This is a genomic window from Pseudoalteromonas sp. P1-9 (assembly GCF_001399975.1).
Taxonomy (GTDB): Bacteria; Pseudomonadota; Gammaproteobacteria; order Enterobacterales; family Alteromonadaceae; genus Pseudoalteromonas.
In genome coordinates, this window is the sequence record NZ_LKBD01000044.1 from 14,103 (window position 1) to 34,443 (window position 20,341).

The following is a 20,341-nucleotide window of genomic DNA, read 5'->3' on the forward strand; positions in this document are numbered from 1 at the left end:
AGAAACTATAAATTTGAGACTTCCCATGCTAGACATTGTACTCTATCAACCAGAAATCCCACCCAACACCGGAAATATTATTCGCCTGTGCGCTAATTCTGGTTTTAACCTTCACCTTATTGAACCATTAGGCTTTGAATGGGACGACAAAAGAGTGCGTAGAGCTGGGCTAGATTACCATGAGTTTAGCCACGTTGAACGTCACGAAAATTTAGATGCCTTTTTTGCTAAAGTACAACCAAAGCGCGTTTTTGCCTGCACTACAAAAGGCTCAGGCCATTACCATAAAGCTAAATTCGAACGCGGCGACTGTTTAATGTTTGGTCCTGAGACTCGCGGCTTACCAAATGAAGTGATTGAGTCACTGCCAACAGAGCAAAGGCTGCGTATTCCAATGATGCCAGATAGCCGCAGCATGAATTTGTCCAATGCCGTTGCCGTATTTATTTACGAAGCGTGGCGTCAGTTTGATTTTGAAGGCGCTGTGTAAACCAATAAAACTGAGCTACTTTATCAAAAGATATTCAAGGCTAATAAAAAATAAAGGCTTTACCACACTTATGCGGTAAAGCCTTTTTAAACAGATATAGCTATTTTTGAAATTAGAACTAAGCTTCCGCTTTTTTCTGTCTGCCAAGTAAGTTCATTGCAGCAAGCTTTACCTCTTGCCCTTTATAAAGCACATTGTAAATTTGCTCACAAATTGGCATTTCAATACCACTGCGCTCAGCAAGTAAAAACACTTCTTTGGTATTGCGATAACCTTCAACCACTTGACCAATTTCTTGTTGTGCTTGCTCAACTGACTGACCTTTTCCAAGCGCTAAACCAAAACGGCGATTACGCGATTGATTGTCGGTACAGGTTAAGATTAAATCACCTAAACCGGCCATTCCCATAAAAGTCTCAGGTTTAGCACCAAGAGCAACACCTAAGCGCGACATTTCGGCCAATCCACGGGTGATTAACGCAGTACGTGCATTCGCACCAAAACCAAAGCCGTCAGAAATACCGGCTCCAATTGCGATCACATTTTTAATCGCACCACCAAGCTGCACACCAACTAAATCATCGTTCGAGTAAACACGGAATGAACGGCCACAGTGAAGCATCTCAGATACATCATCAACTAATTTTTTATCCGCTGATGACAGTGAAATAGCGGTCGGTAAACCAATAGCCATTTCTTTTGCAAATGTGGGCCCCGAGAGCACACCTAGGCTCACATCATCACCCAACACTTCCGCAGCAAGTTGCTGTAACAAGCGCCCGGTATTGGGCTCTAGCCCTTTAGTTGCCCATAGCACTCTCGCCCCCGCTGTTAAATGCGGTTTAATCGCTTTAAGCGTTTCGGAAAATGCGTGACTTGGCACAACCACCAGCACCACATCAGACGATGCCACTGTCGCAGCTAAATCATCATTTAATGATAGTGATTCAGGAAACTGTGCACCAGGCAAGTATTGCTGGTTTTCACGTGCTGTTGCTAATGCTTCAATATGATCTTTATTGCGGCCCCACAGGACGACATTGTGACCATTTCGTGCAAAACAAATAGCAAGGGCGGTCCCGTATGAGCCCGCCCCTAGTACTGCAACAGCATTATCTGCTGAAGTAGTCATAATTAATTATGCGTCAGCAGCTTGTGCGGCTTGCTGTTGCACGTATTGTGCAAATAGCGCATCAAAGTTAACTGGCGCTAAGTTTAACTGTGGGAAAGTACCACGGTTAACCATGTTTGACACAGTTTCACGTGCATATGGGAATAATACGTTCGGGCAGAAAGCACCTAGCATATGTGCAAGTTGACCTTCGTTTGCAACACCAATTGCAAAAATACCAGCTTGTTGAACTTCACATAAAAATGCTGTTTCTTCACCAAGTGTCGCATGAACTGTTACTGAAAGTACCACTTCAAATACGCCGTCTTCTAACTTGTTAGAACGAGTATCTAAGTCAAGTTTAACTTCTGGTGTCCATTCCTTCTGGAAAATAGTTGGTGAGTTTGGTGTTTCGAAAGAAACGTCTTTCACGTAAATACGTTGAACTGCAAACTGAGGACCTTCTGCTTGTTGTTCTGCGCCTAAGTTTTGATTCTCTTCTGTCATTTTATTTTCCTAAATTTTGTTTTAAACAAGCAAACCGTCTAAACGACCAGACTGTTCTAGTGCAAACATATCATCACAACCACCAATGTGTTGGTCGTTAATAAAAATTTGCGGCACTGTGTATCCACCGTTTGCTTTAGCAATCATTTCATCGCGAAGTTCAGGCTGCGCGGCAATATCAATTTCAGTGTACTCAACACCTTTTTGCGCTAACAGCATTTTTGCTCGCACACAAAAAGGACATGTTGGTTTCGTGTAAATAACAATATTTGCCATGATTATTTTCCTGTAGTCAGCGGTAAGTTAGCGTTTTGCCACGCAGTAATACCACCCGATAGTACATTAACCTGTTCATAGCCTGCTTTAACCAGCCCATTTGCAATAGACTGCGCAGTCATGCCTGAAACACATACCAAGATAATTGGGTCGTTCTTTGACTTTTCAAGGCCAACAAATTCACCTTGCTTGGCTTTTTCAGCAGCTAAGTGAACGCTGCCTGCAATATGACCTTGATTAAAGTCTTTTAAGGCACGAACATCAACAACTAAACCGTTCTCACGGTTGACTAAATGTGTCAATTGCTGAGGATTAACCTGTTTTACCGCTGAAAAGCGAGATTTAAACCACCCAAGTACAATGGCGCCTAATAAGCCAACCCAAATTAAACATAAAATCAGGTTGTTAGTTACAAATTCGACAAATTGTGCCATCACTTTCTCAATTTTTCTTTACATTAAAAGTGGCCAAGTATACACGGATGATATGAATAAATTCTAGCTCTGCTAGAGTTTCAATTGAAAATTTTAAATGTGAATACCTTAACTGCTGAATCTGTGGTTAAAAAATGGTATAAATGTCGCGCTATTTTGTGCGCCGTGCTGATACGCGCAATTCTATTTGGATGAGGAATGAGAATGTCGTTACAGAAAAAACCTTTGGTACTGATTATCTTAGATGGTTGGGGATACAGTGAAAAAACAGAAAGCAATGCTATTTTAGCGGCTAACACACCGGTTATGGACCGTTTGTGGCAAGAATACCCAAGTACCCTTATTTCAGGCTCAGGTTTAGATGTTGGCTTACCTCATGGCCAAATGGGTAACTCTGAAGTAGGTCACGTTAATTTAGGCGCTGGCCGCATCGTATACCAAGATTTCACACGCATTACTAAAGCAATTGATGACGGCGAATTTGCTAAAAACCCAGCAATTGTAAACGCAATTGATAAAGCGGTTGCCAATGATAAAGCCGTTCACCTAATGGGCCTGCTGAGCCCAGGCGGCGTTCACTCTCACCATGAACATATTATTGCTGCAATTGAAGTTGCCGCAAAACGTGGCGCGAAGAAAATCTATGTACACGGCTTTTTAGATGGTCGTGATACCGCGCCAAGAAGCGCAGAGCAACCAATTAAAGATGTTTTACAAAAATGCGAAGAGCTCGGTGTAGGCCGTATTGCTAGTCTAGTTGGCCGTTACTTTGCAATGGACCGCGATAACCGCTGGGAACGTGTAGAAAGCGCATATAACCTAATGACATTAGGCACTGCTGAACATTCTTATACTTGTCCGTTAGAGGCGCTAAATGCAGCCTACGCGCGCGACGAAAATGATGAATTTATTTCAGCATCAGCAATTCTTGATAACGACAACCCTGCAACCATTAATGATGGCGATGCTGTTTTATTTATGAACTTCCGTGCTGATCGCGCGCGCCAAATGACACGTGCGTTTGTGGATGCGGATTTCGCTGGCTTTACTAAACAAAAATCACCACAACTTGCTGATTTTGTGATGTTGACTGAGTACGCAGCAGACATCAAAACAACCGTGGCTTTCCCACCAGAGAAACTAGCAAACGTGTTTGGTGAATGGTTAGAAAAACACCATAAAACCCAACTTCGCATTTCTGAAACAGAAAAGTATGCGCACGTAACTTTCTTCTTTAGTGGCGGTCGTGAAGCGGAGTTTGAAGGCGAAGAACGCGTACTCATTCCGTCACCGCAAGTAGCAACGTACGACCTTCAACCAGAAATGAATTCAGCAATGCTAACCGACAAATTAGTTGAAGCCATTGAATCAGGTAAATACGATGCAATTATTTGTAACTACCCGAACGGCGATATGGTTGGCCACTCTGGAGTGTTTGATGCCGCAGTAAAAGCGTGCGAAGCGGTTGATAGCTGCATCGGCCGTGTTGTCGAAGCGTTAGAAAAAACAGGGGCAGAAGCACTTATTACAGCCGACCATGGTAACGCCGAGCAAATGGTTAACCCAACAACGGGTCAAGCACACACGGCACACACCAGTGAGCCAGTGCCATTTATTTATGTTGGCCGCAATGCAACACCGTTACAAGGTAAAAAGTTAAGCGATGTAGCACCTACAATGCTTCATTTGATGGGCATGGAGCAGCCAAGCGAAATGACTGGCGAAACAATTATGAAGTTAAACTAAGCCATGCGTCGCTGTTATTTATTTGTTGTTTTATTGGTATTAGCTTGCGCTTCGCAAGCTAATACCGAGCGTACTAAAGATGATCTTAACCAAGTTCAAGAGCAACTTAAGAACACTAATAAAACCTTTAAAGAGCAGCAAGCACTGCTAGATAAAACTGAAAAAGACCTTAAAAAAGCCGATCTCGCTATTGCAGAAAGCTCTAAAAAACTAAAACAACTAAAGTTTGATGTTGAGTTAAATCTAACGGAACAGGCTACGCTTAAAGATAAAATAAAATCGCTCGAAATCGACAAGGAAAATCAGCAGTCAGCACTTGCCGCGCAACTACGCAGCGCCTTTATGACCGGCAACCATGATTATGGCAAGTTACTCTTAAGCCAAGATCAGGTGCAAAATGTTGAACGCACATTAAATTACTATCAATATTTAAATAACGCGCGCATAAAAGAACTCGAAAAATTAAAAACAACATTAATTGAATTAGAAAATAGCCGACAATTACTGACACAAAATCAAACCCAACTTGAAGAACTACTGAATACGCAACAACAACAGCAAGAAAAACTACTGGTTGCCAAAAAAGAACAAAAAGCGAATTACCAATCGCTGAAAAGCACTTTACAAAAAACCCAATCTCAACTTGTATATTTAAAGCAAAACGAACAAGTATTAAAGCAAACTCTTGAACAACTCAATCAAGAACTCATAGAAAGCGAAGTTAAGCTAGTTGGCCTACAAAAACAAAAAGGCAAACTCGATTGGCCATCACACGGAAAATTAGCTCATAGGTTCGGCCAGAAAAAGCACGGTAGCCTGCGCTGGAAAGGCGTTTTAATGAATGGTAAAGAAGGTGCACCGGTAAAAACAATTGCCGATGGACAAATCTTATTTGCCGATTGGTTAAAAGGATTTGGCTGGGTAATTGTAATCGATCATGGCAAAGGATTTATGAGCCTGTACGGCCACAGCCAAGCGCTTTTGAAGGAAGTTGGTGATAAAGTAAGAGCCGGAGAACAAATTGCTTTAGTCGGACAAAGCGGTGGACAATCAAATCCTAGTCTATACTTTGAAATACGGCATAAGGGAAGAGCGGTAAACCCTATTAAATGGTGTAGACGAATTTAGGATTCATAATTGGCTACACCTCATTTGAGGAGTGAGCCAATGACTTTTTTTCTTAATAGTTTAAAAATCTGTGCTTTAGCATGTTTATTCTGGGTGTCTGCTGTATCAGCTGACGCGAAGACTACATCTCATATTTCGATGGCCGAAGTACTCGCCAATATCGAGCATTTTTACGTTGATGATATCGACGCAAATAAACTTAATCAACATGCTATCGAATCCATTTTCAAACAACTCGATCCCCATTCTGAATATCTCGACCAAACTGAACTTGAAGCCTTGTTTAACGTTGCAAATGGCCGCTACACCGGTTTAGGTATAGAGGTAGAGCAGCGTGAGAAGCACATTGTAATTGTGGCTGCGATCGAGAACTCACCAGCCCAAACGGCGGGCTTAACAAAAGGTGATATTCTACTGAAAGTAAACGACATTTCAGTTGTTAACCAACCAATTAAGCAAGTTTCTCAATTAATTAACCAGCAGCAAAAACCACACGTTAAACTCACCATTGCACGAAATGGTCATGAACAACCATTGCTTTTCGAGGTGGAGCGTAAAAAAATCGACCTCAAAAGCGTAAAAGGTAATATTAACAACCAAGGTATCGCCTACTTACGTATTATCAATTTCAACAATCATACTTTGTATGATGTTGCCAAAGAGCTTGCCCACCTATCGCAAATTGTCGCCGGTGAAATTAACGGACTAATTATCGATTTACGTGACAACCCGGGTGGCATTCTTGATAGCGCAATTGAAGTCTCTGATTTATTTTTAGAAAGCGGCGTCATAGTGAGCACCAAGGGGCGCTTTGCTGAAGCCAATCAAGAATATTATGCACAAGAGGGTGACGTACTAGGCGGTGCGCCGATTATTGTGTTAATTAATGAAGGGTCGGCATCTGCTGCCGAAATTCTTGCCGGTGCGCTGCAAGACAATCAACGTGCACAATTAGTGGGTACACGTTCGTATGGCAAAGGCTCTGTGCAATCACTTATTCCACTAGGCGATGGACAAACTGCGTTAAAACTTACGACAGCTAAATATTACACCCCTAGTGGTCGCTCAATCGAAGGTTCTGGCATACTACCTGATTACCCTGTTTTACAGCATAACTTTGCCCATAATGGCGATTTTACACAACCACAAACAGAAACATTCATTAATGCAAAAGTCCATGATCTACAACTTGAAAAAGCGTGGCAATTACTAGAAAAATAAGTCATTATTGGTCAAGTTTCGAGAAAGGCTCAGGATGAGCCTTAACTAAATACCGGTTTGTTAAGAGCCAAAGCTTCTAAAATATCCGCTAAGATATTTAGCCACTTAGGTTAATTGGTATAATAATTAAAAAGAATAATAAGAATACCTGTGCGTTCAATTACTTGTTTTTTTCTACTAGCAATAAACCTTTTCAGCAGCAATTGTTTTGCCGCTCGTGTGGCTATTTTAATTGATGATATTGGTAACCACGCAAACGACTTAACGGCGTTAGATATCTCAGGTGAATTGTCATACGCAATTTTGCCTTATACCCCGTACGCTAAACCCTTTGCAACCAGAGCATCACAACTATCACGCGATGTCATTCTGCATGTGCCAATGGAAGCAATCAGTGGTAAAGCGCTAGGTCCTGGCGCACTAACGTCAGATATGGATAAACAGGCATTGCAAACGCAATTGGTTGAAGCATTGAACGACTACCCTGATGTGATTGGCATCAATAATCATATGGGCTCGTTTTTAACACAAAAAGTAGTACCTATGGCGTGGACCATGGAGATCCTTCGTGAGCGCTCATTGTTTTTTATCGATAGTAAAACCACCAAAGACAGCCAGGCTCAAAATATGGCAAAGCTTTTTGGCGTTGCCAATGCATCGCGTCAGGTATTTATAGATAATATTCCGAATGAGAAACAGATGATGTTTCGTTTAAAGCAATTAATTCATATTGCTAAAAAATCGGGAAGCGGTATCGCCATTGCTCACCCCTACCCAGAAACCATTAAATTCCTGCCCCATGCCATTACTGCATTAAAAGAGCAAGGTATTGAACTGGTGCCTGTATCGGAGTTAATCGGCGATAAGCCGATGCAACTCGCGAATCAAACTACAGCGGAATAACAACACCACATAAAATGCTATGTGATGTTGTAGGTTGTTAGGCAAACATTGATTTTACATCATTGAGTAGCTCTGTATATTCATCACTCTCTAAAACACTTACATCACTGAGCACACCTTTATCTACATAGGCTTGCAGTGATTTTTCTTTATCTGCAACAGTCAGTAAGCCTTCACTAATCGCAGCCATACGAATAAAATCAACATAACATGGGTTTTCAGGCTTATATTCTGGGTTTGCCCAAAGTTCTGCCACTTCCACAAACTCGTCGGTAAAATCCCATGCACGCATAATATGACCACCAATACGACCACCGAGTTTTTGAATCGCTTGCGCTAAAAACTGTGGGTTAGCAAATACATCTTGGTGGCGCTCTGCTTCGGTTAAAATTGGTAAAATACCAATATTATAAACTAGCGATGCCAAGGTAATGGTATCGATGTTAAGCGAGCTGTGCTTGTTATCTTTTAAATGCAGGCTTAACAGCGTAATAGCCGACGATGCGACATCCACTGTTTTTTGCCAACTTTTAGATAAGTACTCTTTTACCACTTTGTTTTTTGAAACAAACAGTTGTTCCATTGCCATTGCTGTAGCAATGTTTTTAATTTGCCTTAAACCAATTCGTGTTACCGCTTGATTAAGTGTAGATACTTTAACGGCACGTCCTAAAAATGCACTATTAGCCACCTTAATCATACGCGCAGAAAGTGCAGGATCATGGGCAATAACATCTCCCATATCCATTAAATTAATCTCAGGGTTGTCAGCAGCTTCTCTTACCTTTACTGCAACTTCCGGAAGGGTTGGTAATACCAGAGTATCATTGTTAATTTTTTCAACCAAAATGGTAAGTAATGCGTTTTCTGTCGACATATAAAGATCGTCCTTTTTATAGTTTTCTGTTTGCTCAAGCGAACTCGTTGCACCGATTAACCAACAGGTCTTTACCAGCATATTTAAGTAGTTTTATGTTATATTTCAAAGCGCTTTAAACTAAGCTTAGCCTATAAATTTTGCTGCGCTAAACAATTTATTCAGTTAAGTTAAATTGCTCAATTAATTGTAGTAATTGTTCGTTACTATATGGTTTCACTGGGAAAGCCCCCCATACAGGTTGTGGCCATGCAATATCGTTTTGGTAACGTGCAATGTGATGAATATGTAATTGCTCCACTACATTACCAAGCGCTGCCACATTTAATTTATAAGGCGAGAATACCTCACGAATTAAGTGCTGTAATTGACGTGACTCAAGTTGTAATTGATTCTGCTGTTGCTCTGTTAAATCAATAATATCCCGCGCCCCCTCTACCTTGGGTACCAAAATAAACCAGGGATATTGGCTATCATTCATTAATAGCACTTTACAAAGTGACCAATCGGCAATCTCTATACAATCACGTTTTAGCTCTTTTGCTAATTCAAACATCACATTACCTTATAATTTGTTTACGTCGTTTATAGCAATTTGTTGCCATTAATTCTATATCTTCATACCATCTGGTTATCACACATAACAGCAACTAAGAGTAAATAATGAATAAAAGATTGATTGCTTTGGCAAGTGCAAGCTTAATCAGCACGAGTGCACTGGCTCAGCCACTGTCTCTAGAGCGTATTTTTTCTGATCCAAGTTTGGCAGGAAAAGCACCGGTAAAGTTAAATTTTTCACCTGATGGTAGCCGAGTAACCTATCTGCAAGGCAAAAAGGAAGACTACAACCGTTACGATTTATGGGAGTACAACTTAAAAGATAAAACTAATCGACTATTAGTTGATTCAAACAGTATTTTTTCAGGTCCAGAAACTTTATCAGATGAAGAAAAAGCACGTCGTGAACGTATGCGCGTATTCGGTAAAGGCATTATGGAGTACATTTGGTCTAAAGACGGTAAAGCGCTTTTATTCCCACTAAATGGTGATATTTATTATTACGACTTAGCTAAACAGCAATCGCGCAAACTGACCGATACACCAGAGTTTGAAACCGACGCCAAGATTTCACCAAAAGGTAATTTTGTATCTTATATTCGCGCGCAAAATTTATATGTGCAAAACCTAACTACGGGTGAAGAAGTACAGCTCACAACCGACGGCGCAGATACCATTAAAAACGGTATGGCCGAGTTTGTTGCACAAGAAGAAATGAGCCGAATGACCGGTTATTGGTGGAGCGGCGATGAAGCGAAAATCGCATTCACTCGTATCGATGAATCACCTGTTGCTGAAGCTATTCGCAACGAAATTTACGCTGACGAAGTAAAGCTATTTAATCAGCGCTACCCGTTCACCGGCACCAATAATGTTGATATTCAATTAGGTGTGGTTAGCCTTAACTCACAGCAAATTGACTGGGTTGATATGGGCGAAGATAAAGACATCTATCTTGCGCGTGCTAAATGGTTAAACGACGACAAAACACTCTCATACCAATGGCAAAACCGCTCTCAACAACGTTTAGAGTTACGTTTTTATAACAGTGAAAGTAAAAAACAAAAAGTTGCACTCACTGAAACCAGCGATACTTGGGTTAACTTGCATTTTGATTTACGTTTTTTAAACGATAAAAAGCATTTTGTTTGGGCATCTGAGCGCGATGGTTTTAAACACCTATATCTGTATAAAGTAGATGGCACCTTAGTGCGTCAAATCACTAAAGGTGATTGGATTGTTGAAAGCATTAAGAGCATTGACGAAAAAAATGGTCTTATTTACTTTTCAGGCCGTGCTGACACGCCACTTGAGAGCCATCTTTACTCGGCAAAGCTATTTGAAAAATCAAAACCTCGCCGTTTAACCGACACAGGTAAATTCCACTCGGTAGTTATGGCGAAAGATAACAAAACCTTTATTGACCGTAGCTCAAGTGTAAACCAACCGGCACAAGTATCGCTGCGTGACAACCTGGGTAATTTTATTACTTGGTTAGAACCGAATCGCCTTGATAACAACCACCCTCTTACACCGTATTTAAACGACCTAGTTGAACCAGAATACGGTACATTAAAAGCTGATGACGGCCAACAAATGCATTACCGTTTGTTTAAACCGAAAGCGCTTGAGGCTGGTAAAAAATACCCTGTCATGGTTAACGTTTATGGTGGTCCACATGCGCAGCGTGTTACTAATAGTTGGCGCAGCAAAAACCTCTACTTCCAATACATGGTGCAGCAAGGTTACATTGTGTTCCAATTGGATAACCGTGGTTCATACAACCGAGGTAAAAAGTTTGAAGATCCAATCTACAAACACCTAGGTGAAATTGAAGTACAAGATCAGATCAAAGGTGTCGAGTTCTTACGTACTTTAGATTTTGTTGACCCTGAACGTATTGGTATTTATGGCCACAGTTACGGCGGTTACATGGCGTTAATGACAATGTTTAAAGCCGGCGACTACTTTAAAGCTGGCGTATCAGGTGCGCCGGTAACCGATTGGGCGCTTTACGATACTCACTACACAGAGCGTTATTTAGGTCACCCACAAACCAATGCTAAAGGTTATGAACAAAGTGCAGTTTTTCCGTATGCTGAAGGACTCTCAGGCCCACTGATGATCTATCACGGCATGGCAGATGACAACGTACTGTTTACTCACGCAACTAAGTTATTTAAACAGCTGCAAGACAACGCACAGCAGTTTGAAATGATGACTTACCCTGGCTCAAAGCACAGCTTGCGAGGTAAGAAAGTACAAACTCACCTACATCAAACGATCACCGACTTTTTTAACCGTCACTTCAAACAGTAATAGCTACACAATTAGTCTTATAAACGAAAAGCGGGCTTGCCCGCTTTTTCTATTTCTTTTATAAAAATAATGTCTTAGGTCAAAATATATTTCGAAATTTATAGTCTAATATTAAAACATTCAACGTACCCGGAAGGTGGCATTATGACAACACTTCGCCGCATAAGCATCCAACAAAGATTGGCCATATTGGTTGGCTTAATCGTACTAGGCCTTGCCTTGCTCAGTGCCGCTACATTAAATTCTCAATACGATTTACTTAAAAACGAGTCCTACCAAAAAACAAAAAGCATTGTTGAAGCCGCGCACAGCGTAATTGCCGCCTACCACACAAAACAAATTAGCGGTGAGCTAAGCGAACAACAAGCAAAAAACGCAGCCAAAGCAACCATTAGTAAATTACGATATGAAGGCAATAACTACTATTGGATCAATGACACAACGCCAAACATGATCATGCACCCGATCAAACCTGAACTTAATGGCAAATCACTCAGTAACGTGAAAGATCCTAATGGCGTGAGATTATTTGTCGATATGGCCAATATCGTCAGACAACAAGGGGAAGGCTTTGTGCCATATCAGTGGCCTATGCCGGGAGCTGATGAACCCGTTGATAAAATCTCGTATGTAAAAGGTTTTAAGCCATGGGGCTGGATTATCGGTTCTGGCATTTACCTAGACAATCTCAATAAATTATTTATGCAGCAGGCAACTGCGTTATTAATCGAAGCGCTTTTAATTATTTTAGTTGTCGGCGCAGCGGCATATTTGATTGGTAAAAGTATTATTACTCCTACTATCGAAGCAACTAAATTAATGAAAGATGTTGCGCAGGGTGAAGGCGACTTAACGCGAAAACTCACGACTGATGGCAATGATGAAATTGCGCGACTCTCTGGCTACTTCAATCAATACTCAGACAAAATACGCGATTCATTAAAACAAGTCGCAAGTGCCTCAGAGCAAGTTCTGTTGCAAGCAAACACAGTGTCAAAAACCAGTGATAACAGCCAAGAATATATTCAAATGCAGTCTGATAACACTACGCAAGTGGCAACTGCAATGGAGCAAATGACCGCACAGATAAGAGAAGTAAGTGATAACGCTAATGCCGCTGAGCAAGCAGCAAATCAAGCTAGAGAAAACACGCAAGCAGGTAAAGAGGTCGTCACTAAAACTATCAGTCAAATAGAATCGCTATCGAATAACATTGACCATGTAAGTGACGTCGTTGCGTCACTTGCCGCAGAAAGTGACAACATTGGCGCTGTACTGGATGTAATTAGAGGCATTGCAGAACAAACCAATTTACTTGCATTAAATGCAGCTATTGAAGCCGCACGTGCAGGTGAGCAAGGGCGTGGTTTTGCAGTAGTTGCAGATGAGGTAAGAACACTTGCTAGTCGCACAGGGCAGAGCACAGAAGAGATTCAACAAATGATCCAAAAGTTACAGCAAGGCGCACAAGAAGCGGTGTCTGCTGTAAGTGCGTCGCAGTCAACCTCTCGCGATACGGTTACTCAGGCCAGTCAAGCCGATGAAGTGCTCAATCAAATAGATGAGTTAATGAATGTGATTTCTGAAATGAATAGCCAAATTGCCCGTGCAACAGATGAGCAAAGCCAAGCAGCTAGCGAAGCAAATATGCGCATCAATGAATTAGCGGGCATGGCAGATGAGTCACTAAATAATACCCATCAATTAAATAGCGCAAGCAATGAGCTGATAGCCAGCAGTGAACAAATGAATGCCGTAGTGAATCGCTTTAAATTGGAATAATACTAGCAACGAAAAAGGCCGAACAAGTGTTCGGCCTTTTTATCGCTAAGTGCAATTGCTAGCGTCTAACCACGAGCTGAGATAGGGTTAACCTCAGCTCTGATAAGTTGTAACTACTTGCACCTAAAATTATTTACAAAATGTCGCGTAAATACTTGCAAGTGATGCTGCAGTTGGTTTGCCGTGTTGCCAGTCGCCGCCCTCAACGCCACTACCAGCAATATCCACATGAATGTAAGGAATTGGCAGTTCTGAGTTTGCGCCGTGCTTATCAAGGCCTGATGCCACAGCCAAAAATGCCATTGGGAACTGGTGACCACGGGCAGTAATTGCTGATGGAGCATTGTTACTCGACAATACATCGTCCGCTAACGTTTTAGGTGCGATAAAGCTATAGTCTTCGCGGCGTTCGCGCGATACTTCAGAGCCATCAGCCCATAAGTCACCTTGCGTTGCGATGTTGTGCGATAAGTTAAGCGCTCTTGATGCACCATTTTCAACAAGCGCAGTATAAGGTCCCATTGCTCGTGCAGCGTGTCCTGTTAATGTTGCAACGGTAAATACAACAGGGTTAACTTCACCCTTAGCGACATCTTTAATTTCACTTAAGAGATCGCCCATTGCCAAACGCCCTTCCGCATCAGTATTACCAATACGTACGCGTACGCCTTCACGGCTAGTGATAATTTCATCTGGTACAAAACAGTCAGAGCCGATTGAATTACGAACAACAGCTAAGTAGGCAACTACTTTAACCCCTTTAGGTTGATGCTCAGCAATGCTCTTCATAAAACCAGCAACTGATGCAGCGCCACCTTTATCACGGCTCATGCCCGCCATTGCACCACCTACTTTTAAGTCTGCACCACCAGTGTCGTAAACAAGGCCTTTACCAACAAATAATAGCGTACGTTCAATATCACCTTCAGGCACATATTCAAGCTTAACAACACGCGGGTGATGACGCTCTACCGCGTATGATGCACGGGCTACAGTGCTAAGCATTGGGTAATTTTCATCAATAAATTGAGTATCTGAAATCACTTCCACCGATACTGCGCTGTTGGCAAATAAGCTTTCACAGTATTGTGCAAATTTAGGAGGTGCCATACGCTCGGGTTCAGTACCGCAAAGATCGCGCGCAGCGTACTGACCTTGTGCAATAGCATTTGCATAGTGACTATCAAATTCGCCAATAACAGTAATAGATTGAATTGGTTCAATTGCCGCACCGTGGAATTCACGTGCTTCTAGCGGTTGCCATAATGCTTGGCAAGCACCTAAATACGCTACGGTTGTTGCTTGCTGATAACGCTCATCTGCTTGGCCCAAGACTAAAATTGCAGGGTTTGTTGCCCCCGCTTGTTTTGCTTCTAGTACACCTTGTTTCGCCGCATCGAAATAGCGACGCACATCGTCATAGTCACGCTCTAAAGGACCTGTTGGTGCAATCACTAAACGTTTTCCAGGTGCATTGTCATTCACCAACAATAATGCTTTTTGGCCTATGCGCTTATCGAATTGCGCAGTAGCCATTACACTATCGCGAAAATCATTTGGGAGTAATGCCAAGTCTGGCGAAATAATAATTAAACTATCAACATATTGAGGTAAATCTGAAATTGATGCCGCTTGCAGGGCCTTTGGTGAAGTCATTTTTGAACCTTACTGAACGAATAAATACGCGCAATGTTGTCGCGTAAGTTTAGAAAAGATGGCTTAAATATGAGGGCAAATTTATAAAAATCAAGATTCAAACATTGCAAGCTGCTCTTGTTCGCAGCTATTTTCAGATAAGCCAACACCTAAACCGAGTAATCTCACGCCTTTATTTCCGCCTCGTAAGTAGGCTTTTTCGATTAAACGCGTAAAAATATCATCATCTAAATGCGTGCAGCTGTAATCCGCGGTTGTTGAAACAAAATCGTTAAACTTAACTTTTACCGAAAGCTTAGATACTTTGTTTAACAACCCTTTACTTTGCAGCCTAGTATCAAGCTCATCTTTTAATTTTGGCAGCTCTGCTAAGCATTGTTCTAGCGATGTTTTATCATATTCGTAGGTATGCTCAACTGAAAGTGACTTTCTAATACGTGATGTATTTATCTTGCCAATCACCTCTCCATTACACTTTTTAAATAACTCTGCGCCCCAAGTGCCAAACTTTGCCTGCATTTGATTTAAACCGAGGTTTAATACATCTTCACCAACAAACAAACCTGATGCATTCAATTTCTCTAAGGTTACTTTACCTACTCCAGGAATTTTTTTTAAGTTGAGCGCTTTAAGAAACCCTTGCACCCGATGAGGAGGGATCAAACAATAGCCATTTGGTTTGTTTTCATCACTGGCAATTTTCGCTACAAATTTAATGGGTGCGATTCCCGCCGACGCCGTTAAACCTGTTGTTTCAAAAATCTCATCACGAATCGCATTAGCGATAAGTGTTGCACTGCCTGAGTGCTGTGTGCAATCGGTTACATCTAAATAGGCTTCATCTAAAGAAAGCGGTTCAATTAGATCTGTGTATTTGGCGAAAATCTCTCTAATTTGATTAGACACTTCTTTGTATACTGCCATTCTGCCGGGAACAATCAGTAATTCTGGACACAGTTGCAACGCTTTATAGTTAGACATTGCTGAGCGCACACCATATTGACGCGCAATATAGTTTGCGGTTGCCAACACACCACGACGGTGTTTACCGCCAATTGCGATTGGCTTATCTCTCAACTCTGGATTGTCTCGCATTTCGACTGCTGCATAAAAACAATCCATATCAATATGTATAAATTTTTTCAAAATCACAAAGTACTGTTTATATATACAGTTTATTATGTATCAAACTTATTTGATTCAGCAAGTTTTTATTTTGCGGCTTGTTAAGTTTTAAGATGCCTTTATCTGCATTCATTTTATTGATAAGAAAATGAATGCAGATAAAGGCATAAGTAGAATATTGAAGTTTTGTAAATATTCATTTAGGTACAATAAATATCCGCAGAAAGCGACAATTAAAACACCTTGAAAAAAGCAAATATACGGCGATGGCAACTAGTCAAAGTCACTAAAATTTCGTAAATACCACCAAAACCAGAAACAGGAAAAACAATAACAAACTGATAAATAACAATTTAATTTTTTGGCACTATTTCTGCTAATAACTAGAAAATTATAATATTTTAAATATCATTCAAGGATCTTCTATGAAATACTTAGTTTTAGCATCAGCCCTCACATTGCCACTTTTAACAGGCTGTGTTGTTGCGGTAGGCGGCGAAGGCAAATCAGACTACTCATCTAGCTGGGAAAGAACTCATGAAAAAAACCGCAAAGCGATTGCCAATATGGAAATTGGAAAAGAGTATCAACGCGTGATCAATAAACTTGGTACACCAAATTTTTCTGAGCTAGTAAAACAAAGCGACACTGAATATCGCGTGCTTTACTACGCAACAAACTCTATTCACTCTGACGGTAAAACAACAAAAGACGAATGTACGCCGCTTGTGTTTAAAAATAATCAACTTACAGGCTGGGGCGAGCACGCTCTTGAGCAGTTAAAAAATTAATATGTGTAAGGGCGAAATGTTTCGCCCTTTTCTTTAAAACTCTTTTAAATCAATCTATTTACATCCACTTACATTTATTCGTTGACTATTACGACAAGTTTCGTAATATTAATTACGAAAGACATCGTAATTAGGTGGATAAAATGGATAGATACAATTTAGTCGTCGGTCACAACGACCCAACATTCTCAGACATTCTGTCACAACAAATCGATAACTCACTTTTTGAGCTAACAAATGTTGAATCTTGTTTTGCCAAATTAATAGCAGCCTGTAAAAAAACCCGTGCAAAAGTACTTTTTGTACAAAATGAACTTATTCAAGAACATGATTGGCCTACACTTCAATCATTAGCAGACTCAACTGAAATCATATTATTATCAAGCAATCGTGTTGATGCAGCTAAGGCATTTGAATGTGATTTATTTGATTTTATTTTAGAGCCAATGGTCAATTCTCGTTTAGGCAAAACATTAGATAAGCTAGCCAGAATGCTCGCGCCTGAGAAACAGCAATTTGAGTTGATGAGCTCACTGGTACAACGATTTTCGTCTAACCAATTAGATGACCAGCAAATCGTTTTAAAAGACGCCGGTAGAATAAAATTTTTAACACCTGATGAAATTTCTTGGGTTGGCGGCGCTGGAAACTACGTTGAATTGCACCTCAACCAAGATGAGCGAACGATTTTACATCGCCAAACATTATCTTCAATGGAACAGCAGCTATCGCCATTTGGCTTTATTCGCATTCATCGCTCTGCGATCATCAAAAAGCAAGCAATACGCGAAATCCGCCCTACCGATAACGGCGACTATATTGTTACCTTAAAAGACGGCGCCAATCTCAATTTATCCCGACGTTACAAGCAAAACATGCAAGGATTAATTGGTTGACAAATAAACTCTATCTCGTAGAGTAAATAACAATCTACGAAAAGCGACGTAATTATGAATAAGAATAAACGCGTACCAACAAGTGCAGAACTCAACATTCTTAATGTGCTATGGCGTATTCAGCCTGCCACTGTTCGCACTTTGCATGAACATATCAGTGAAAGCCAAAAAATAGGCTACACCACTGTGCTTAAAATGCTACAAATCATGCACGAAAAAGGCCTTGTTACACGTGATGAATCAACTCGTGCGCATGTCTACAGCGCGGCATATTCTGTGGAACACACCCAATCATCTTTACTGTCAGACATTGTTAACAAAGCTTTTGGTGGGTCACGTTTTGATCTGGTGATGCGCGCACTTGGCGACGAAAAAGCCAGTACTAAAGAAATTAATGAAATTCGTACTCTGTTAGATTCTCTCGAAAAAAATAATAAGTAAGCACACGTTATGGATATACTGCCCTCATTATTAGAAAGTAATACTCTCTATTTTATTTCTCTCACTCTATTACATTTTTTATGGCAAGGCTTAGTTATTGCGGGCCTACTTTTTTGTGTAAATAAACTTACCAGCAATAAGCACAGCCAATTCCGTTATATTTTCTCATTATTCTGTTTACTGCTTTGTGTTATTGCGCCAACAGTTACTTTTTATGTACTGTCGCAACCTGACGAAATAATTAATGTAAGCACATTTACAACAAACGACGTTATTGCATCACCAATAGCGCCTTCTGGTATGCCTAACACTGCGCATCAGATTCAGTTAGCTGATTATACGCCGCTAGTTGCCGTGCTGTGGATGACTGGCATTATTGTGTTAAGCATGCGTCTTACTTTACAAATGCTGCAAGTACATAGACTTACAACAACTAATATTGTGCAGCCATCAGATAAGCTAGAGTTAATTTTCAACCAGCTTAAAGAGCGCCTTTTTGTAACTAAACGTGCTCGTTTGGTTATATCGTTAACAGCGCACGTACCTATGGCAATTGGCTGGATAAAGCCCGTGGTGTTGCTGCCAGCAAATTTGGCAAGCGGGTTATCAATCGCCCAACTAGAAATGCTAATGGCACACGAGCTTGCACATATCAAACGTTATGATTATTTAGTCAACCTAATACAAACATTTGTTGAGTTAGTCTTATTCTTCCACCCAGCAGTTAAGTGGATTTCTAAACAAATTCGACAAGAACGTGAGTATTGCTGTGATGATTTAGCAATCCATCACTGTGGTAATCAGTTAGTGTATGCAAGAGCATTGGCAGAAGCTGAAGTGCTTAGGCACAATATTCCTGAGCTTGCTATGGCAGCAACAGGTGGTGACTTATCATCACGTATTCATCGCGCCGTAGGTCAGCATAGCTGTGCACCGCGCTATGGTAACCAATGGCTCGCCGCACTCGCGGCAGCGTTCGTTATTCCAAGCATATTTACCGCCTCTAAAGTTATTGCAATGACACAGACCGAGCCGGCACCAGTTCTACCAACTAACCAGCAACACGTTATGGTACTGGACGCAAAGGTTGCTGAAAATAAAAAGCCACAACAACCGATTATTCAGAAAAACAAAGAACAACAAGCAAGTGAACCGCTTGAAACAACAGTTGCTAAAGTAGAAGAAAACGTTATAGAAAAAGCATCAATTAAGAGTACTGTTGTAGCTAAATCAACTAATAAAATACATACTCAAATTGAAAAAACAGTGAGCGACACAAAACCTGCCCCCAAATTAACATCAAAGGAAAGTTCGCTCTCAAAAACGCGTGACACAGACAAAAGTAGCGTTACTGAGGTAAACGAGAAAGAAACTACTAAACAGCAAACAATAGTAAGTAAACAAGCTAAGTCAGCGGTGATTGACAAAGCTCAAACAGCTAACACTATTGAATCGACTGAAGTAAAACCCCAGCAAATTAGCAAGCGCAAAAGCAATCAATTAGCGGCTAAAGCAAACCCACTGGTTGAAACACCATCGGTTGCAACAACTGAACTCTTGGAAAAGTTAACTACTGCGCCAGTAGTAAAAAATCAGCCCGAAAAAACAAAGGCGGCTGTAGAGCCAAAATTTACTAGTGCCAAGCTAATTCATTCAGTTATTCCTGAATACCCTAGGCTGTTTTCTTCACGACAAGGTAATATAGATGTATCTGTCACCTTTACTGTTAATACAAATGGACGCATATCTGAGATAACGTATAACGGTGATGTCAGCACTCGTTTTCAACGCTCTATAACTCGTGCGTTAAAAGAGTGGCGCTTTGAACCTGCAATGCAAGGTGATAAAGAAGTAGAAACTAAAATAAGTAAAATATTTAGTTTTAGTGAGCCGAGCCAGTACTTACGCCCAGTGACTGGTAGTCGCATAGCGACACGATTAAGATAGTAAAAAGGCCATCGATTGATGGCCTTTTTTATAATGATGACCCTATCCTAAATAAGGTTGACACTTTTCCAACTTAAATTTGGAGAATGTTATGAAACCTATATCTAAGAGAACTCAAAAAGATTATTCACTT

The 20,341-nt window shown here is 40.8% G+C and carries 19 protein-coding genes; 11 read left to right on the forward strand and 8 right to left on the reverse strand.

The window, feature by feature from the left end; translation table 11 throughout:
• The first annotated feature begins 25 nt into the window (after positions 1-25).
• Positions 26-490 (forward strand): tRNA (uridine(34)/cytosine(34)/5-carboxymethylaminomethyluridine(34)-2'-O)-methyltransferase TrmL, encoded by a 465-nt coding sequence (trmL, locus tag AN214_RS19095; RefSeq protein WP_054981161.1) that lies wholly within the window; start codon positions 26-28, stop codon positions 488-490.
• Between the two features lie 118 nt (positions 491-608).
• On the opposite strand, the gene gpsA is transcribed toward trmL, so the two are convergent.
• Genes gpsA through AN214_RS19115 form a run of 4 tightly spaced genes read right to left on the reverse strand, consistent with a single transcriptional unit; the run spans position 609 to position 2,818 of the window.
• Positions 609-1,622 (reverse strand): NAD(P)H-dependent glycerol-3-phosphate dehydrogenase, encoded by a 1,014-nt coding sequence (gpsA, locus tag AN214_RS19100; protein ID WP_054981162.1) that lies wholly within the window; start codon positions 1,620-1,622, stop codon positions 609-611.
• 6 nt (positions 1,623-1,628) lie between these two features.
• A complete protein-coding gene (gene secB, locus AN214_RS19105; RefSeq protein WP_010561759.1) occupies positions 1,629-2,108 on the reverse strand; it encodes a protein-export chaperone SecB in 480 nt (159 codons plus the stop codon).
• Between the two features lie 21 nt (positions 2,109-2,129).
• A complete protein-coding gene (gene grxC, locus AN214_RS19110) occupies positions 2,130-2,384 on the reverse strand; it encodes a glutaredoxin 3 (protein ID WP_054981163.1) in 255 nt (84 codons plus the stop codon).
• Between the two features lie 2 nt (positions 2,385-2,386).
• Positions 2,387-2,818 carry a rhodanese-like domain-containing protein gene (locus AN214_RS19115; RefSeq protein WP_054981164.1) on the reverse strand — a complete coding sequence of 144 codons (432 nt, stop codon included), beginning with the start codon at positions 2,816-2,818 and terminating at the stop codon, positions 2,387-2,389.
• Between the two features lie 204 nt (positions 2,819-3,022).
• Here AN214_RS19115 and gpmM point away from each other — a divergent pair, with 204 nt between their 5' ends.
• The 4 genes from gpmM to AN214_RS19135 all read left to right on the forward strand — a co-directional run bounded on the left by gpmM (position 3,023) and on the right by AN214_RS19135 (position 7,816).
• On the forward strand, positions 3,023-4,564 hold the full coding sequence (gene gpmM, locus AN214_RS19120) for a 2,3-bisphosphoglycerate-independent phosphoglycerate mutase (RefSeq protein WP_054981165.1): 1,542 nt from the start codon (positions 3,023-3,025) through the stop codon (positions 4,562-4,564).
• Positions 4,565-4,567: 3 nt separating this feature from the next.
• Complete coding sequence (locus AN214_RS19125; protein WP_054981166.1) at positions 4,568-5,692, forward strand: murein hydrolase activator EnvC; 1,125 nt, start codon at positions 4,568-4,570, stop codon at positions 5,690-5,692.
• 39 nt (positions 5,693-5,731) lie between these two features.
• Positions 5,732-6,913: a S41 family peptidase gene (locus AN214_RS19130; protein ID WP_054981167.1), complete on the forward strand. Its 1,182-nt coding sequence runs from the start codon at positions 5,732-5,734 to the stop codon at positions 6,911-6,913.
• A 150-nt stretch (positions 6,914-7,063) separates the two neighbouring features.
• Positions 7,064-7,816 carry a divergent polysaccharide deacetylase family protein gene (locus tag AN214_RS19135; RefSeq protein ID WP_082428634.1) on the forward strand — a complete coding sequence of 251 codons (753 nt, stop codon included), beginning with the start codon at positions 7,064-7,066 and terminating at the stop codon, positions 7,814-7,816.
• A gap of 37 nt (positions 7,817-7,853) precedes the next feature.
• Here AN214_RS19135 and AN214_RS19140 read toward each other — a convergent pair whose 3' ends face one another.
• Both AN214_RS19140 and AN214_RS19145 read right to left on the reverse strand, forming a co-directional pair.
• Positions 7,854-8,693 (reverse strand): HDOD domain-containing protein, encoded by an 840-nt coding sequence (locus AN214_RS19140; protein ID WP_054981178.1) that lies wholly within the window; start codon positions 8,691-8,693, stop codon positions 7,854-7,856.
• A gap of 157 nt (positions 8,694-8,850) precedes the next feature.
• On the reverse strand, positions 8,851-9,249 hold the full coding sequence (locus AN214_RS19145) for an HIT domain-containing protein (protein WP_010561767.1): 399 nt from the start codon (positions 9,247-9,249) through the stop codon (positions 8,851-8,853).
• A 107-nt stretch (positions 9,250-9,356) separates the two neighbouring features.
• Here AN214_RS19145 and AN214_RS19150 point away from each other — a divergent pair, with 107 nt between their 5' ends.
• Together AN214_RS19150 and AN214_RS19155 are read left to right on the forward strand one after the other, a co-directional pair.
• A complete protein-coding gene (locus AN214_RS19150) occupies positions 9,357-11,570 on the forward strand; it encodes a S9 family peptidase (RefSeq protein WP_054981168.1) in 2,214 nt (737 codons plus the stop codon).
• A gap of 144 nt (positions 11,571-11,714) precedes the next feature.
• The gene (locus AN214_RS19155) at positions 11,715-13,352 is read left to right on the forward strand and encodes a methyl-accepting chemotaxis protein (RefSeq protein ID WP_054981169.1); all 1,638 of its coding nucleotides are present in this window, start codon (positions 11,715-11,717) and stop codon (positions 13,350-13,352) included.
• A 129-nt stretch (positions 13,353-13,481) separates the two neighbouring features.
• Here AN214_RS19155 and AN214_RS19160 read toward each other — a convergent pair whose 3' ends face one another.
• Both AN214_RS19160 and dinB read right to left on the reverse strand, forming a co-directional pair.
• Positions 13,482-15,008 (reverse strand): leucyl aminopeptidase family protein, encoded by a 1,527-nt coding sequence (locus AN214_RS19160; RefSeq protein ID WP_054981170.1) that lies wholly within the window; start codon positions 15,006-15,008, stop codon positions 13,482-13,484.
• Between the two features lie 90 nt (positions 15,009-15,098).
• Complete coding sequence (gene dinB / locus AN214_RS19165; RefSeq protein WP_054981179.1) at positions 15,099-16,154, reverse strand: DNA polymerase IV; 1,056 nt, start codon at positions 16,152-16,154, stop codon at positions 15,099-15,101.
• Positions 16,155-16,558: 404 nt separating this feature from the next.
• Between dinB and AN214_RS19170 the strand changes: the two genes are divergently transcribed.
• The 4 genes from AN214_RS19170 (at position 16,559) to AN214_RS19185 (ending at position 20,208) form a co-directional block, all read left to right on the forward strand.
• Positions 16,559-16,924, forward strand: a complete 366-nt coding sequence (locus tag AN214_RS19170) for a DUF3192 domain-containing protein (protein ID WP_054981171.1) — start codon at positions 16,559-16,561, stop codon at positions 16,922-16,924.
• 143 nt (positions 16,925-17,067) lie between these two features.
• Positions 17,068-17,820, forward strand: coding sequence for a LytTR family DNA-binding domain-containing protein (locus tag AN214_RS19175; protein ID WP_054981172.1), 753 nt, complete (start codon positions 17,068-17,070; stop codon positions 17,818-17,820).
• A gap of 54 nt (positions 17,821-17,874) precedes the next feature.
• The gene (locus AN214_RS19180; RefSeq protein ID WP_054981173.1) at positions 17,875-18,261 is read left to right on the forward strand and encodes a BlaI/MecI/CopY family transcriptional regulator; all 387 of its coding nucleotides are present in this window, start codon (positions 17,875-17,877) and stop codon (positions 18,259-18,261) included.
• A 9-nt stretch (positions 18,262-18,270) separates the two neighbouring features.
• Positions 18,271-20,208, forward strand: a complete 1,938-nt coding sequence (locus AN214_RS19185) for a M56 family metallopeptidase (RefSeq protein ID WP_054981174.1) — start codon at positions 18,271-18,273, stop codon at positions 20,206-20,208.
• The last annotated feature ends 133 nt before the right edge of the window (positions 20,209-20,341 follow it).

Coding starts and splice junctions, on each gene's coding strand:
- trmL (WP_054981161.1), top strand. CDS start 26: ATGCTAGACATTGTACTCTATCAACCAGAAATCCCACCCAACACCGGA.
- gpsA (WP_054981162.1), bottom strand. CDS start 1,622: ATGACTACTTCAGCAGATAATGCTGTTGCAGTACTAGGGGCGGGCTCA.
- secB (WP_010561759.1), bottom strand. CDS start 2,108: ATGACAGAAGAGAATCAAAACTTAGGCGCAGAACAACAAGCAGAAGGT.
- grxC (WP_054981163.1), bottom strand. CDS start 2,384: ATGGCAAATATTGTTATTTACACGAAACCAACATGTCCTTTTTGTGTG.
- AN214_RS19115 (WP_054981164.1), bottom strand. CDS start 2,818: ATGGCACAATTTGTCGAATTTGTAACTAACAACCTGATTTTATGTTTA.
- gpmM (WP_054981165.1), top strand. CDS start 3,023: ATGTCGTTACAGAAAAAACCTTTGGTACTGATTATCTTAGATGGTTGG.
- AN214_RS19125 (WP_054981166.1), top strand. CDS start 4,568: ATGCGTCGCTGTTATTTATTTGTTGTTTTATTGGTATTAGCTTGCGCT.
- AN214_RS19130 (WP_054981167.1), top strand. CDS start 5,732: ATGACTTTTTTTCTTAATAGTTTAAAAATCTGTGCTTTAGCATGTTTA.
- AN214_RS19140 (WP_054981178.1), bottom strand. CDS start 8,693: ATGTCGACAGAAAACGCATTACTTACCATTTTGGTTGAAAAAATTAAC.
- AN214_RS19145 (WP_010561767.1), bottom strand. CDS start 9,249: ATGTTTGAATTAGCAAAAGAGCTAAAACGTGATTGTATAGAGATTGCC.
- AN214_RS19150 (WP_054981168.1), top strand. CDS start 9,357: ATGAATAAAAGATTGATTGCTTTGGCAAGTGCAAGCTTAATCAGCACG.
- AN214_RS19155 (WP_054981169.1), top strand. CDS start 11,715: ATGACAACACTTCGCCGCATAAGCATCCAACAAAGATTGGCCATATTG.
- AN214_RS19160 (WP_054981170.1), bottom strand. CDS start 15,008: ATGACTTCACCAAAGGCCCTGCAAGCGGCATCAATTTCAGATTTACCT.
- AN214_RS19170 (WP_054981171.1), top strand. CDS start 16,559: ATGAAATACTTAGTTTTAGCATCAGCCCTCACATTGCCACTTTTAACA.
- AN214_RS19175 (WP_054981172.1), top strand. CDS start 17,068: ATGGATAGATACAATTTAGTCGTCGGTCACAACGACCCAACATTCTCA.
- AN214_RS19180 (WP_054981173.1), top strand. CDS start 17,875: ATGAATAAGAATAAACGCGTACCAACAAGTGCAGAACTCAACATTCTT.
- AN214_RS19185 (WP_054981174.1), top strand. CDS start 18,271: ATGGATATACTGCCCTCATTATTAGAAAGTAATACTCTCTATTTTATT.